Raw genomic sequence first — 15,220 nt, 5'->3', positions numbered from 1 at the left:
ATGAGAAACTTCAAAAAAACTACCGCATTTATAGGGCTATCATGTTTATTTTTGGCAACTTCATGCAGAAGCACAGATAATATAACAGATAATCCAGGAGATAATTTAATTACCAATGGTTCAGCTGCTTTAAAATTCAACCTTTCCGAAGGTGATTATACAACTGAAACTATTGACCCTACTGCTTCTCTTCAGCCTAAAACCTCTATTTCAACAGTAAAGGTACAGGAGGTGAAATTCGTGAGTGATGATCAGCCTTTTATTGCTACGCTTACTCCCGTTTCCTCTATATCTAAACAAGCGGGTATAAAAAATACTTTAGCTGATGTTGTAAATAATCCATTAAAAGGGCCAAATGTAAAATACAGAGTCATTGCCTATAGAAGAACAGATGGAACTAAAGCTGCTACTAAAGTATATACAATAGATGCTGCCGGAAATTCTACTCCCGACGATGGTACAGCAATGACACTGGATGGAGATACAGAAACAGTTAATAAATATGATTTTGTCGTATTATCCTATAATTCTTCAGTTGCTCCTGCAGATGTAGCTGGTAATATTTCGGCTGCTTCTTTGACTAATATTTCTGGTAATGATGATTTAATGTATTTCAGAGCTGATAATGTAAGAGTTACAAAAGGAGATAATCTCTTAAGTGTTGTTTTAAAGCATAAATTCAGTCAGATTACGACCATCGTTGATGCCAGTGCTGTAGCCTCAGGAAATGGAATTAAAGTAATTGATACACCAGCTATAACCAATCAACGTGCTACCGGAAATAGTATAAAGCTATCCAGTGGTGTTGTTACTTACGGAGTAACGGGAAGTTCTAAATCACTGGACTTTACTGGAAATTCTACTGGAAATCCTGTATGGACAAGTAAACCTTTACTAATTGCAAATCCTGGAGCTGCAGCAAGTGATATGGCTACTTTAACTTTTAACTCTATGACTGTCGGGACAAAAGTGAAAACAAATATATCGGTTCCCAATCTTGTTATCAGCCCGGAAGTTAGGTATAATCTTAATTTAAAATTTGCCTGTACAGCTATTTCTACACCGTCATTTGATTTCAATATGTATGAACCTGCTACATCTGCTAAAGACAGAATTTCACAAGGATTTACTTTTCCGGCAGCAAATGCCGGTTTTACTTTTGAGGTTTACGAATTGGATAATTCCTTTAATCTTAAAATTAATGGTGTAGATCTGGCGAATCAGGAAATTCAGTTTGAATCCGGAATTAGCGGTTTACCTCAGAATATTCGTTTTAAATCGGATAAAACTTTATGGGGATCATCCGGAAATTCACAGATCTATAATATAAACGGATCTACAACAAATCCTAAGACAGCAGTTGTCAGAATAAAAATTGGACCAGATGGATCTGTATCAATGATGGGAAGAAGAAACTTATCCAGCCCGCTGGAGCTTTTAGAACTGTTTGGTGGTGCACAGTTTAACAGGATTACCTGGAAATCTGATACAACTAATGATGTTATAGCAACAATGAAAGTTACCAGACTAACACAGTTAGTTGGTTATGGAGAAGGCCGGAAAGTTGTGCCTTGTCCATAGTTGATTATAAATAGTTAATGATAGATAAAAAACGAATATCGGATATCAATATTATCTGATATTCGTTTTTTATTTTGTACAGTTTGAATCTTAGATTAAATCATTTAGATTATCGGCAATTTTAACATGTGGATATACAAGTAACTCCTCTCTTGTAGTGGTGCCATTCAGAACTCCGTAAAAATCAGCGCCAATTGCCTGTGCTGTTTTTGCATCGATAATGCTGTCACCTATATACAAGCATCCTTCTAAATCTGACTGCAAATGCTTAATTGCTAAAATTAATCCTGAAGGATCGGGTTTATGTGCTGTTACATCTTCAGCTCCTACAACAATGTCAAAGAATCCTTTAGGGAATTCTTTTTCTACAAATTCCATTATACGATACCGATACTTCGTAGATACAATACCTATTTTGGAACCGCGTGCCTTTAGTGTATTTAAAACGGATGAAGTTTCCGGAAAAAGTACAGTGTTGGCTGTCATCCAGCCATCGGCCTTTTTTACATATTCTTTTGCGTATGAGGCAAGTGTTTCTTTATCTGTAACACCTGTCAGTATACTAAAAGATTCCTCCAGTGTCTTTCCGATAGTGAGCTTTATTTGATGATCACTTATATCATGATATCCATGGTTTTCCAAAACATAGTGAAAGCACATGATAATCCCTTTAGAAGAATCAGCCAGAGTATAATCGAAATCAAAAATATAAGTATTGTATTTGCCCATAGCAGAGAATCTTTTTAATCAAGCTCTTTAGCTGTTATAGCTATAGTTGCCATGGCAAAGATAATGACTTGATACAAGAAAAGAGCAGACAAAAGCTTAATATAAAACGACATATAAGTAAATGAGAGTCAGAAAATTTTAACTTTTACTAAAGATAAAATAGTCATTACACTTAAAGTTTGTTATTTATAAAAAGGGGAATCCTTTTTTAATAAACTTTCAGGATTCCCACTCAGAAAGCTGCTGGTCAACAAAAATATGATGATTTATAAACTCATCACTGACAGCCTTTCCACAAACACAGATAATTCTTTTATTTTGATATTTATTCTGCAATACATTTGATACTGGCACCAATGGTACGGTAAAAGAACGTTACATATGCGTATGTCGGATACAGCTCTACACCGAAGGCAAAATTACTTGCCAAAGAACTACTCCAATAAGCAGCACTAATACCTCGTCTGGCAAGAGCTCCGTCGGTGTCAGAACGATATCCAGCATTAGGCAGGAACAAAAGATTTCCTATTTTCGCCCCCGAACCATAATTGGTGGGAGAATCTGTCCATGTCCCCTGTGCTGTATAGGAGTTATTAGAAAGGATACTTTGCCATTGCCCTTGGGTTGGTACTCTGTAGCCGGAAGGGCAAGGATCATTACCTGTCTTAGATGAATCCAACCATGAGCCATCGGCTTTTCCGGCATTGCTCCATCCTGTTATTGTACCGGCATTGGTTTGGTCATTAGCCTGAGAGTAATACCGTCCTGATTCACCGGTATAGGCTCCCCACTGATACTTCGCGCCTTGAATTGCTGCACTTAGCGTAAAAGGGTCTGCATTGGTGTCTGCCCCCAGATTATGGCACATAAAATCTTTCCACAATGTATTTCCGGCACCTAAATAAGCACCGCATTTTTTGAAATTGATTTTCAGTGTACTGTTATTGCCCGGTGTTATCTTAAACTGGTTGGCTAAATTTATAGTTTTGGCTGTTCCGCCTATATTAATGTCTGCTGAAAAAGAGCCTGTAGCTAAACCGCCAGTATCTGCATTAATGAAGACTGGTTTGGCACTGGTTGTGGCTGTCGGGAAGCTTGTTCCTGAAAAATCTAAACCTGTACCAGGGGTTATCTGGGTTCGGTTGCTTATAATACCATCCGATAAGTTGATATTGCCATTGCTGTAATGAGGAGTCAATGCGGCATTTGATATGGAATTGATTTTACCAAACGACGAAGCAGCTTCAATTACTGTTGTTATGCGCGCAACTTTGTGATTTAAAGTTATATTCAGCGTATTGGTAGTGGATGATGGTGTAAAGCTGATTTTCTGGTACATGAAATCCCGATTGTAATCATCATAACTAATGGCGGCGGTATTCAGGTTGTTTTTTTCGTTTGCACTTATTGCAGGTAACATAGCCGTTCCGTAAGAATATGCAATAATGGTATAGGTTGTTCCTTGATCCAGACTTAAGGAACCGGCAGGCTGCCCAACGATGTAGTCTTTAGAATCGGCATAACTGCCATCGGACTGTTTATAAGCTAATACCCTGAAAGCGATTCCATAGCCTAAAGGATCTCCTGCTGCAGCCATCATATTGCTTCCTGCAGAAGCCTGATTTTTTATACTGCCTGCAGATTCAGGAGCTAATTCTGCTGTCATTATTGTACTTGGGTTTACCAAAATGCTATGACTCTGGATGTCCGCAGTCGAAAGACTATTTACTTTTTTTATTACTGAAGCCTGCGCTGGAGAGGTTTCTGTATTACTAAACTGTGTGCCCAGTAAATTAATATTTACCGAAGCATTTCCGCTGTTTAGTGTATTTTCACTATCAGTGCTGCGACAAGAACCTAAGCTCAATAATACAAGTGAAAAACCTGTGAATCCAGCTACTTTATACGATGTATTCATTATGCTTTTGTATTGCATTAATTGTTATTAAAAGGGAGTGTCAATACTTGTATCGTCATTGCCGTTCCAATTTGTTTGTATTGCATTGGTATTACCGTTTGTTGTATTGGGCGTAGCTGATGCTGAACCGGCTGCAATACCTTGTTCTATTTCTACCAGGATAACTTCCACTTCCGGGGTTTTATATAAAGACCTATTTACTATTTTCTGTATTAGATATTCAGAAGTATCTTTTTCTTTATCCATATTTATTAAAATTTTTCTTTTTCTTATGATTCCATACAGAAAATCTAAAAACTGAATTCTTATTAGTGTGGTTCTTTATCTTTGAATTTGGGCCTATTTCAAGCGGTACAAAGGTATCCGGTGAATAGGAGCTCTCATAGTTTTATACTTTAGGAATTCCGGAAAAACTGAAAATGTAAAATTTAAATGCCAGATAATTAATGTATTGTGTTTTTTGGTTTTTGGGAAAACAGATAGTAGCTGCCCGGTTGGAAGTAACCTCATAATATGATCAGATAAAAATTTTATGAACAGTGGGCCAAGAGAGAAAGTATAAGGTGGATACTGAACAGCTAACATTGAAATGTTTATAAAGTTAGAGGGTGGATTTGAATAATTTTATAAATAATTTATTGTTATGAATATATTATTTATATACTTTTGCGTCGTAATATCATTATTACATTAAATAATGATATTATGGTTTTAAATTTGAAGTTTTAACAATCGGTATTTGATTTTTCCTTTTTGGTATATACTGAAGAGAATAGTAGATATTTTATATATAAATTCAACTCTGCTATTCTTAAACTTTGATGCAAAAACTTTATCAAAATTATCTGATAAATTCTGAAGCTTTATAAATGAAAACAGAGATTCGCTAAAGAATGAAATTATAAACTAAGACTCTCTATCTCTATATGTTTAAGAAAGTTTATTTATTGCTTACTGTTTTTTTCATCTTGTCCGCAAAAGCTCAGGATTATGTTTCCTATAATATAGCTCATCAAAAAATTCTTCATGAAATAGCCCAAAAAGATTTTGATAAGGCACTTATTGCCGCAGATTCACTTTACAAGAGTACAACGCTCCCTTCGTATAAAGTCAGAAGTTTACTTCTTATAGCGACATTATATCAACAAAAGAATGATTTGGAAACAGCCATAAACTATGCTCAAAAAGGTGAAGAAATTGCTGAAAAAGCAAATGATTATGACTGGCTTTCCCGGGTATATGGATTCATTGCGTCTCAGTATGGAGTACTTAAAATTTATAACAAATCAAGGTCCTATATCCAAAAAGCATTAGCCGCCTCTAAAAAAATTGAAGACCCAATTCAGTCCTATAAAGTAAATGGTTTAATGTTGCAATTACTGGCACGGATTGATATGCAGCAGGGATATTTTAACGAAGCGATTGATAAATTTAAAACTGCTCAGAAAAATTTTGATAAAATTCCGTCAAAAGAATTTTTCACCGCTTCAAATAATCAGTTACTAGGTTCATGTTACCTGAATGCAAAACAATATGATCTGGCAATTAATTGCTATAAAGATGCATTGCTTTACACGGATATTAAAATGCCTGAGAGTGCGCTCTCCGGAACCATATATCAGGAATTGTCGCTGGCATATCTCCGGAAGGGCAATATTGAAGAGGCTAAGAAGTATTTGGATCGGGCTAAAAAATATGCCAGTAAATCTCAATATGCGGTTTTGGACAAAGAAATATACAAAACTGCTCAGGAGTATTATTCGATAAAAAAAGATATTGACAATTTTACAAAAGCCACAGTTAAAAAGGATTCTCTTTCTGAAAAAATAACGACTCAGAATAATAAATTTATTAGTGATAAATTCCAGAATCTTGAAAGGCAAAATGCAATTGAAAAGAGAAATGCTTCGACTAAAACTATCCTTATATGGATAAGTCTGGTTTTTATTGCTGTAAACCTTTTGTTTTCGGTGATTTACAAAAGGAGGCAGAAAAAGCAGGCTCAAAAAATTCAGAGTGTAATAGAGCGGCTTAATCATGAAATTAAACAAAAAGACAGCAAACCTGTAGAAAATTCCGGTGTACTGTTAATGTCTGTTACAACTGAAAAACTCCTTCTGGAGAAACTGAAAGCATTCGAATCCCAAAATCGTTTTACGGATAAGAATATGTCTCTCTCTTATATGGTATCTACTATGGATACTAATACCAAATATCTTTCTTATATTATAAAAAAATACAGAAATAAGGATTTCACCACTTATACCAACGAACTTCGTATAAATTATATTTTAGAAAAATTAAATAACGACCCCAGATACCGAAAATATAAAATAAGTATACTGGCAGAAGAAGCGGGTTTCTCTTCTCATAGCATGTTTACAACGAATTTCAAGAGTATAACAGGGATTTCCCCATCGGAATTTGTTAAATACATACAAAAAAGAGATGTGGAAAGTTTTACATAAACTACGCCTCATACATTAATTATCCATAATCATTTATATTGTGAACCTGGTTGATTTTATTTCAATTTATGACAAGCTGAACAGTATTTACGAAAGACTTAATAATGCAGGCACTTTTTCTTATTCTAATCTATCCAAAGGCATTTAACGCACTACAGAGGTAAAATACCAGTTAAAGTATTTTGCAAATATATGAGGGTAGTTAATAGTGCTCTATAATCAAGAATTTGTTTTTCGCTTTTCCGGAATATGGACAGATAAATACCTTCAGAGTAGCTGTTCTCACTATTATCTTTGCTGCGTTTGAAAAGTCTTCTAAAAACCGTCTGCAAAAAAGGCAATGGAATATCATTCGGATAATTCAAATGAAATAATTGAATATCATAGCGGATTTACTATCATTTACATATGATTAAAAAAAACGACAGCACTGTGAATAGTTTTATTCTCATTATATTTTTATTGACTGCTTTATAGTGTAATCATAGACTACAATTTTATGAATTATCTTTTTTCAAAAGTAATTGTATATACGTGGAACAATGACTAGAAAATTTTTAGAATTTATCATCATAATCTCAGGTTTAATTATCATCAGGAGTCAGAAGATTGAAATGAATTTCCCGAAATTTGCGGGGAAAAGTTATGATTTTATTATATTTCAGGGTGATCGCCAGGAAAAGGTTTGTCAGGGTATTATCCCTGATAATGGCCAATTTACCCTGTCAGTTCCTGAAGCATATGGTGATTATACTGGGATGAGCCGTTGGTTAATTACCGGTACAAAAGAAGGTGGAGGGCTCGATATGTTTGTTCCCGGTCATAATTTTTCTGTAAGCTGCATGGAGACTCAACCGAATGAGAAAAATATTATCTACACAAATAATACAGGGAATTATGAACTGAATACTTTATATAAAAATCAGGAAGGAATATTAGCCCGTTATCAGGCTATGCTTTTGGCGACTCGCTCTTATGACCCTTCTAATGTTAATTATTCAGTTTTTAAATCGGAGCAGGAAAAACAAAAGAATGATTATGTTCTGTTTCAGAGAGCGTTAAGGAAAAATACAGATTATGTGAGCCGCTTTCTGTCTATTGTGAATATTACCCGCGGCATAGGCGGGGAGTTATCCGAGCACGAAGATGAAAGAGGGCGTGATATCACACATTATATTTCAGAAAACCTTAATTGGAATACATTATATACATCGGGACATTGGTCTGGTATTATTGAATCCTGGATAAGTATTCATTCGAATGTATTAAAAGATCCAGCAGAATTTGTAAAAGAATTTAAAACCATAACTGTAAAAATTCCATCAGCTGAGCTTTATACTGATTTTTGTAGCAGAGTGGCTTATTATTTAGGACAGTACGGAAAAGACGATTATATAGGATTAATTACTCCGGTAGTTATATCATCAGGAAAAATAATACATTATGGCGGATCCTTGTCGTCTTATATCCGGGGAACGGTAGGTGCTCAGGGGCCGGATCTTACATTAATAAAGACTCAGCTAAATCCTGAAACCGATGATTCATCTCCGGAAGTACCGGCAGAATCAGTTACAATAAAGATTTCAGATCTGGCTGGAGGTAAATACAATCAGGTTTTATTATTGTTCTATCAGTCCGATTGTGGCCATTGTGAAAAGCTATTGAATGAATTGTCTGCGAATTATAAAAAATATAAAGCGGATGGTGTGCGTCTGATTGGTTTGTCATCGGATACCAGTGCAGAAGTTTTTAAAGAAAAATTTAAAAAAAATATCCCAAAAGATTTTTATTGCGATTATAAAGGCATTCAGGGAGATAATTTTAAAAATTATGGAATTTTTGGGGTTCCTACATTGGTGCTATTGGATAAGCATGGTACCATATTGTACAGGGGAGCATCCTTAAAAGAGATTCAATCTTATCTTAGGAAGTAAGATATTACAGAATTAAAAAAGAGGAAAATTGGTATAGTTATTAATAATAATTTGCAGACAATTCATTTAAGTCATTTTTTTGGAAAGTATAATAAGTATATAAATGATTGTATGTTGATTATTTGTAATTTAGTTTTAGTGAATTAAAGCTAAATAATATCGGAAGTTCCAATTTTAATAAAACTAATAAATGATTGAAATAATAAGATATTCTCATCAGGCAGGGTATCCTGAGCCAAGACGTGTCGTGAAGTATACTTTGTTTTGGTGTAAAGAGGGCAGTGCAGAAATTCTGATTGATGAAAATATTTTTATACTGGAGGCTTCCCAATTGGTTACCATAACTTCCGGACAATTTCATCAACTAATTTCTGTAGAAGGCGAACTTATTGCTCTTGAATTTACTTTGGATTTTTTCTCTAAAAGCGACAGTGATATTGAGCTTATTTTCCACAACGGACTTTTCTGCCATTTCGGAATGAACGAAATCATTACGATATATCATCCTGCCTTTTTTACTGAAACTCTTAACCTGATTGAAAAAGAAGTAGATGAGAAGCCTTATCAGTACCTCATTTCTACTCATTCTATGGTTGAGCTTTTATTGGTGGAAATCAACCGGAGTAAAATTGCCAATGGTGATGAAATATGGAAGCCTGATGCTTTGTTTTTGAATTTTCTGGAAAGTGTCAGGAATCATTTTTCTGAAAACTATCCTGTCTCCCGATTTGCAGATCTTCTGAGTACTACCGAAGCTAAATTGAATGAAGTTTCAAAACTTCATACCAATAAAACAGCTCAAAATGTAATTTACAGCCTCGTTATTTCTGAAGCAAAGAGGTTATTACTGTATGAGAAACTGAGTGTAAAAGAAATTGCATATCAGCTTGGATTCAATGATCCTTTTTATTTTTCCAATTTCTTCAAAAAGCATACTTCTCATTCTCCAAAAGACTATCAAAAGGTGGTCAGGAATTGACCTGTGAAAGAGGTTGTTAATAAACCCAGTATCTACTTCTTTCTGGTATTTATATAGATTCCGAGGTTATATCCTTATCATGGAAATTTGTGCCATCTTCAAATATTATATGCTTTTTCCAGAATTGTCTATTCTTTAAGGTCTTCCTTTCTCTGAACTTTGTCCCTGTCATTAAGAACTAAAAATTACTCTTATGAAAGTGAGACAAAATATCGCTGTTTTTCTGTTGAGAATAGTACTGGCAGCTGGATTTTTATCTGCTGTGTCCAGCAGGTTAAACCTTTGGGGTGCACAGTCTTCGGGTTGGAGCAAATTTGTCCGGTATACGGCTGAAGTAAATTCTTTTTTACCATATTCATGGATTCCATCCCTTGCAGTACTATCTACTATTGCAGAATCCTCCATTGGGATCTTACTTCTTATAGGTTATAGGGTACGTAAAACTGCTTTATGTGCTGCTATTCTCACTGTTTTATTTGGCATTGCGATGAGTATTTCCTTTGGCTGTAAAGAGCCATTGGACTATTCTGTTTTTGTATTCAGTGCCGGAGCCTTTTTGTTGAGTACCTTTTCGCATTATATATGGTCTTTGGATCAGCTTTTACATCAATAACAATTTAACATTCAATATCATGAACACGAACATCTATGACTACATTGTAAAGACAGAACAGAAAGAATGGCAGCCTTTAATCGAGAAAGGAATCCATTATGAAGGTATTTTTGTAAAATCTTTAAAATTTGATTTGGAGAAAAACCGTTCTACAACAATTCTTTTAAAGTTTGAACCAGGAGCGAGTTATCCCTATCATAATCATCCTGCAGGTGAAGAGCTATTTATAATGGAAGGAAAAGCGACTATAGCAGGTGCTGAGCTGGAAAAAGGAGACTATTTGTATACACCACCTAATTTCAAACATTCTGTAAAGTCAGATAATGGCTGTATGATTATGTTTATAGTTCCGGAAGAAGTGGAGATTCTTTAATCTGATGAGTTGTTTATAGTAAAAGCCCGTGATAAAATTATCATCACGGGCTTTATTGTTGCCGATTTATTTTTAGAACAATCTGTTGTGCAGAGATCTTAGTGCTTCAATTTTATAACTTGTTGGAACTAATAATGAAATATTATTTTCACTTCCACCATAAGAAATCATTCGTACCGGAATATGCTTTACAGCTTCAGAAACTATAGTTGCCAGACCATGATTGTTTTTTTTGAAATCACCAACAATACAAATGATAGATTGATCATAATCAATGTCTACAGTTCCGAAAGATTCTAATTTTTTTATTATATCTGATAGGAATTCGGTTTGATCAATCGTCAGAGAAACTGCTACCTCCGAGGTAGTAATCATATCAATTGGAGTTTTATAGGTTTCAAAAACTTCAAAAATTTTCCTCAAAAATCCATAAGCCATTAACATTCTGGAAGACTCAATACGAATTGCAGTAATATTATCTTTGGCAGCAATAGCTACAATTTGATTTAGATTTTTTGTTTCTCCCGAAATCAAAGTTCCCGGTGCACTGAGGTTCATGGTGTCCAATAAACGAACGGGAACATTATATTTTCTTGCAGGAAAAACACTTTGCGGATGCAGAATCTTTGCTCCGAAATAAGATAGCTCGGCAGCTTCATCAAAATTTAAATGTGCAATAGGTTTTGTGTTTGGTACATGTCGGGGATCATTGTTGTGAAACCCGTCGATATCTGTCCAAATCTGAATTTCTTCTACCTGTAGCGCAGCTCCTAATAAGGATGCTGTATAATCTGAACCTCCTCTTCTCAAATTATCAATTTCACCTTGTGCGTTTCGGCAAATATATCCCTGGGTTATAAATAATTTTTCATCAGAGAATTTCGCCATTTCAGTAGAGGCATGTTCTCTTATGTATTCTACATCAGGTTCACCTTCTTTATCAATAAGCATAAAGTCTAATGCTGATAATAATACTGAAGAAATACCTATTTCTTTTAAATGCAGATGAAATAAAGTAGTGGAAATAATCTCACCCTGAGCTAAGATAATACGTTCTTCTTTAGTAGTGAAATTTGTACTGTCAAACTTATACAGTAACTGAAATATATTGTCGATAAAAGCTAATGCTTCTAAAGTTCCAGGTTCGGTTCTGAATAGTTCTTTTACAAACTTTTTATATTTATCGTAAAGTATATCAATATGCTTTTGAACGGCTTTGTCTTCTTTTTTGGCGTATAGCTCGGATAATGCAACGAGATCGTTTGTGGTTCCGGAAACAGCAGATAATACAACCAGATGTTTATCTGCAGCCTGAGATGTGATAATAGGTAATAATTGTTCAATTCTTTCCGGGCTTCCTACTGATGTCCCTCCAAATTTCAATACTTTCATAAATATATTTAAATTGTTAATGATTAGATTATAAGCAAAAAAAGAGCTTGTCGTGATGACAAGCTCCTTATATATTTCGATTCTAACCAAAGGAAAATGACTCACGAAGTTCTACGCAAGTTCTGTTTCTTTCCCTTTTTTAAGTTAGACAATATCATTTCTTATTTTTTCTGTGGGCAAATATAGGTTTTTTTTTGATTTGTGTATTATGTATCTTATAAAAAATTAACAAGCTGATTTTTATAATAGGCATATATGATAGATATTAGCTACGGTATGAAGAGCAGTTATTGAGTAAAAGGCTTTTAAAAAGGAATCCCTGATACAGGATAATCAAAAGAGGTGATGATAGAAGTTCTGGAGCAAGAACATAAATTCCTGGATGAGAAAATGAACCTGGATTGTAGAAAAAGGAGCTTACATAATTATGATCGGAAATTCATCTAAGAACCTACCTAAAACAAAATATAGAAATAGAGTAGTGGCTCTTATATATCTACTTGTAAAATAGATAGGAATGAATGGATAATGAAAATTTTCTTCGAACATCTTCTGGATGTTGAAACTTATTCAATTGATTGTCAAATATCCATATTAAAAACATCATATGAACAGTCTGAATAAATAAGTATCAAGTAGATATTTTGTAACTTCGCAACGTTTTTATTGTAACAAATACTTTATAACAAGCCTATAAAACATATGAAATGAAAAAGATAAATCCATCGATTAAACATCATTTATTGGTGGGGATTTTCATCGCTATGTGGCTATTCTTTTTTGCATTCTTAATAAGACCTTTTGATGATGGAAGCATAAGCTTCAAAAATTGGATATTTATAAGTTCTGGATTTAGTATAATTTCATTTTTATGCTATGGATTACTTGCCATAATTCAACAAAAAATTTATTATAGAATTTCTAAATGGAATATTGGGCTGGAAATTGCTAGTCTTGTGTTTTTCCAATTACTTTTTTTGTTTAGCACTTTTGCTTATTATAAATCTCCCATTTTAAACGGTGGATTTGATTTTTTAAATTTTGTGCAAACAATCAGTCTGAAATCAGCTTTTATATCAACTCCGATAATAGTTTTAGCAAGAATATATCTAACCAGATTAATTCCTTTAGAGGATGAAAACATCATTATTAGAGGAGAAAATAAATTAGATGTTTTAAAAATAAAAAAAGACAATTTAGTCTGTGTGTCAAATTCTCAAAATTATATTGATATATTCTTTATAGATGACAACCAGTTAAAAACAAAAGTGATTCGTAGTACATTAAAAAAGGTTCAATATGATTTTGATTTTTTAATCCAGATACATCGTTCACATTTAATAAATCCATCTCATTTTAAAGCTTGGAAAGATCAAAATACGATTTTCGTTACACAAAAGGAACTACCCGTTTCCAAAAGCTATAAGGATAGTTTAATGTCACTATAAATTTCGTCCCTAAAATGCGATGTTTTATCCCGAATCGCTTTTTATAAGCTGAATCAGCAGTACTTAAGTTTACTTTTGAGCCACAATTTTAAAATATTACATATGAAAAAGAAATGGCTGCGAAGAACTTTATACACTATTATACTATTGTTTGGACTGCTTTGTATCACTTTTATTTGGGCGGATAATGAATTAAATAAAATATTAGGTAAGTCTACTGAGGTTATAAATATTGAGAGGTTTGTTAAGTCAAGTAAAATAGTCCAGATAAGAAATACCAATATTCTTTCTGAGGATTGCAGTTACTTTATAAGAAATAAAGATGTAATTCTTAAAGAAGGTAAAATTGTTCAAATAGGTACAAATTTATTATTGAATAGTAATAATATAATCATTGATGGCACTAGTAAATACTTAATTCCGGGGCTTATAGATAGCCATGCGCATTTAAGGGAAAGCAAAAACGATCTGTTTTTATATTTAGTAAATGGTGTTACTTATATCAGAGAGATGGCTGGTAATCCTATGATATTAGATTGGAGGAAAGAAATCAATAAAAATGGAATAGGTCCTCGACTTTATGTAGCATCTCCTCCTATATATAGTGAGAGTGGATTAATGGGGTATTATTATGCTTGGACAAGACAATCTATCGATTATTCTAATAAAAATGGTGCCCAAAAAGCCATAAAGAAAATAAAACAAGATGGTTATGATGCTATTAAAATGTACGGTTTTGTAAATCCTGAAACATTTAAGGCCACCATTGAAATAGCAAAAGAAAACCATATTCCGGTTATTGGTCATATCCCTTTAGTTAGTTTAGATAATTTTTATTCTTCAGGTCAAATTGAGATTGCTCACATAGAAGAAATTACTAAAAAAACTATTGATGATTTTGGAAAGTCAATTGCAAAAAATCCTGAAGAATACCTTAATTTTTTAAAACTGCGTTCTAATCAGATTGCTAAGAAATTAAAAGAAAATAATATCAGTGTCACTTCAACAGTTTGGTTATGTGAAAGTTTTCTGGAACAAAGATTCGACCTTAAATCTAAACTTAAAGAAGTAGAATTAAAATATGTGAATCCAAAAATTATTGAAGGTACCCCAATTCATAAATTGGGTTGGTTGCCGGGTAAAAATGCTTATGAATATGATGGGAAAAATAATCCTGAAGCAAGAAGGCGTTCATTTACCTATTGGAAAACTTATGCAGAAGCGATACATATAATGGTAAAAGCTTTGATCGATAACAAAGTTACATTGATAGCAGGAACGGATTCAAGTGTGGCTACTGTTGTAGCAGGATTTTCTTTACATGATGAATTAGAATCATTAACCAAATCCGGGATGACAAATACTCAAGCTCTCTATTCTGCAACTGTTGCACCAAGTAATTGGATGAAAAGCAGTACTGGCAAAATAAAAGTTGGATACAATGCAGATTTAGTACTTCTCTCAAAAAATCCTTTAGATAATATTAAAAATACAAAAACAATAGAAAATGTTTTTTTTGGAGCACATATGATAAATAAAACTCAGATAAAGGATATTCTAAAGTCTATTGAGAGGGCAAATAATAAAAACAGGTCAGTGAAAATTGACGAATATCTTATTGAAAAATAGCGAGTTGTGGTATATGTGTCTATTACGTTCTCTGCATTTCATGAAAGTACTATAGGATTTACTAAACAGTGGGATAGTATGATAATTTCCATTAAAAATTTGGAATAAAAGAATGCAGAACTACGATAAAAGTCGAAAATTATTGATTCTGCCAAG

12 protein-coding genes are annotated in these 15,220 nt (G+C 33.6%); 8 read left to right on the top strand and 4 right to left on the bottom strand.

What is annotated here, in order from left to right:
- Positions 1-1,581: a hypothetical protein gene (locus tag ATE49_RS18065; RefSeq protein ID WP_065083227.1), complete on the top strand. Its 1,581-nt coding sequence runs from the start codon at positions 1-3 to the stop codon at positions 1,579-1,581.
- A 90-nt stretch (positions 1,582-1,671) separates the two neighbouring features.
- Here the strand turns inward: ATE49_RS18065 and ATE49_RS18060 are convergent, their stop codons facing one another.
- From ATE49_RS18060 to ATE49_RS18050, 3 genes are all read right to left on the bottom strand, one after another.
- Complete coding sequence (locus tag ATE49_RS18060) at positions 1,672-2,310, bottom strand: HAD family hydrolase (RefSeq protein ID WP_065083226.1); 639 nt, start codon at positions 2,308-2,310, stop codon at positions 1,672-1,674.
- Between the two features lie 325 nt (positions 2,311-2,635).
- Positions 2,636-4,228, bottom strand: a complete 1,593-nt coding sequence (locus tag ATE49_RS18055; RefSeq protein ID WP_065083225.1) for a fibrobacter succinogenes major paralogous domain-containing protein — start codon at positions 4,226-4,228, stop codon at positions 2,636-2,638.
- A 27-nt stretch (positions 4,229-4,255) separates the two neighbouring features.
- Entirely contained in the window at positions 4,256-4,474 is a 219-nt protein-coding gene (locus ATE49_RS18050) for a hypothetical protein (RefSeq protein ID WP_065083224.1), read from the bottom strand.
- 680 nt (positions 4,475-5,154) lie between these two features.
- Here ATE49_RS18050 and ATE49_RS18040 point away from each other — a divergent pair.
- The 5 genes from ATE49_RS18040 (at position 5,155) to ATE49_RS18020 (ending at position 10,595) form a co-directional block, all read left to right on the top strand.
- A complete protein-coding gene (locus ATE49_RS18040) occupies positions 5,155-6,696 on the top strand; it encodes an AraC family transcriptional regulator (RefSeq protein WP_065083222.1) in 1,542 nt (513 codons plus the stop codon).
- A gap of 542 nt (positions 6,697-7,238) precedes the next feature.
- Positions 7,239-8,630 carry a peroxiredoxin family protein gene (locus ATE49_RS18035; protein ID WP_065083221.1) on the top strand — a complete coding sequence of 464 codons (1,392 nt, stop codon included), beginning with the start codon at positions 7,239-7,241 and terminating at the stop codon, positions 8,628-8,630.
- 190 nt (positions 8,631-8,820) lie between these two features.
- On the top strand, positions 8,821-9,609 hold the full coding sequence (locus tag ATE49_RS18030) for a helix-turn-helix domain-containing protein (RefSeq protein ID WP_065083220.1): 789 nt from the start codon (positions 8,821-8,823) through the stop codon (positions 9,607-9,609).
- Between the two features lie 193 nt (positions 9,610-9,802).
- Positions 9,803-10,222, top strand: coding sequence for a DoxX family protein (locus ATE49_RS18025; protein WP_065083219.1), 420 nt, complete (start codon positions 9,803-9,805; stop codon positions 10,220-10,222).
- A gap of 19 nt (positions 10,223-10,241) precedes the next feature.
- On the top strand, positions 10,242-10,595 hold the full coding sequence (locus ATE49_RS18020) for a cupin domain-containing protein (protein WP_065083218.1): 354 nt from the start codon (positions 10,242-10,244) through the stop codon (positions 10,593-10,595).
- 72 nt (positions 10,596-10,667) lie between these two features.
- On the opposite strand, the gene ATE49_RS18015 is transcribed toward ATE49_RS18020, so the two are convergent.
- Entirely contained in the window at positions 10,668-11,987 is a 1,320-nt protein-coding gene (locus ATE49_RS18015; RefSeq protein ID WP_065083217.1) for an aspartate kinase, read from the bottom strand.
- 707 nt (positions 11,988-12,694) lie between these two features.
- Here ATE49_RS18015 and ATE49_RS18010 point away from each other — a divergent pair.
- Both ATE49_RS18010 and ATE49_RS18005 read left to right on the top strand, forming a co-directional pair.
- A complete protein-coding gene (locus ATE49_RS18010) occupies positions 12,695-13,435 on the top strand; it encodes a LytTR family DNA-binding domain-containing protein (protein WP_065083216.1) in 741 nt (246 codons plus the stop codon).
- A 102-nt stretch (positions 13,436-13,537) separates the two neighbouring features.
- Entirely contained in the window at positions 13,538-15,064 is a 1,527-nt protein-coding gene (locus tag ATE49_RS18005) for an amidohydrolase family protein (RefSeq protein ID WP_065083215.1), read from the top strand.
- Positions 15,065-15,220 lie beyond the last annotated feature (156 nt).

This window comes from Elizabethkingia miricola (assembly GCF_001675285.1).
GTDB lineage: Bacteria > Bacteroidota > Bacteroidia > Flavobacteriales > Weeksellaceae > Elizabethkingia > Elizabethkingia miricola.
Note: the sequence above shows the minus strand (reverse complement) of the source record. Positions and strands in the feature narration are given on the sequence as shown.

Bases quoted from the DNA above. Each gene is read 5' to 3' on its own strand.
- ATE49_RS18040 (WP_065083222.1), top strand. From the start codon at position 5,155: ATGTTTAAGAAAGTTTATTTATTGCTTACTGTTTTTTTCATCTTGTCC.
- ATE49_RS18030 (WP_065083220.1), top strand. From the start codon at position 8,821: ATGATTGAAATAATAAGATATTCTCATCAGGCAGGGTATCCTGAGCCA.
- ATE49_RS18005 (WP_065083215.1), top strand. From the start codon at position 13,538: ATGAAAAAGAAATGGCTGCGAAGAACTTTATACACTATTATACTATTG.
- ATE49_RS18010 (WP_065083216.1), top strand. From the start codon at position 12,695: ATGAAAAAGATAAATCCATCGATTAAACATCATTTATTGGTGGGGATT.
- ATE49_RS18015 (WP_065083217.1), bottom strand. From the start codon at position 11,987: ATGAAAGTATTGAAATTTGGAGGGACATCAGTAGGAAGCCCGGAAAGA.
- ATE49_RS18020 (WP_065083218.1), top strand. From the start codon at position 10,242: ATGAACACGAACATCTATGACTACATTGTAAAGACAGAACAGAAAGAA.
- ATE49_RS18025 (WP_065083219.1), top strand. From the start codon at position 9,803: ATGAAAGTGAGACAAAATATCGCTGTTTTTCTGTTGAGAATAGTACTG.
- ATE49_RS18055 (WP_065083225.1), bottom strand. From the start codon at position 4,228: ATGAATACATCGTATAAAGTAGCTGGATTCACAGGTTTTTCACTTGTA.
- ATE49_RS18060 (WP_065083226.1), bottom strand. From the start codon at position 2,310: ATGGGCAAATACAATACTTATATTTTTGATTTCGATTATACTCTGGCT.
- ATE49_RS18035 (WP_065083221.1), top strand. From the start codon at position 7,239: ATGACTAGAAAATTTTTAGAATTTATCATCATAATCTCAGGTTTAATT.
- ATE49_RS18050 (WP_065083224.1), bottom strand. From the start codon at position 4,474: ATGGATAAAGAAAAAGATACTTCTGAATATCTAATACAGAAAATAGTA.
- ATE49_RS18065 (WP_065083227.1), top strand. From the start codon at position 1: ATGAGAAACTTCAAAAAAACTACCGCATTTATAGGGCTATCATGTTTA.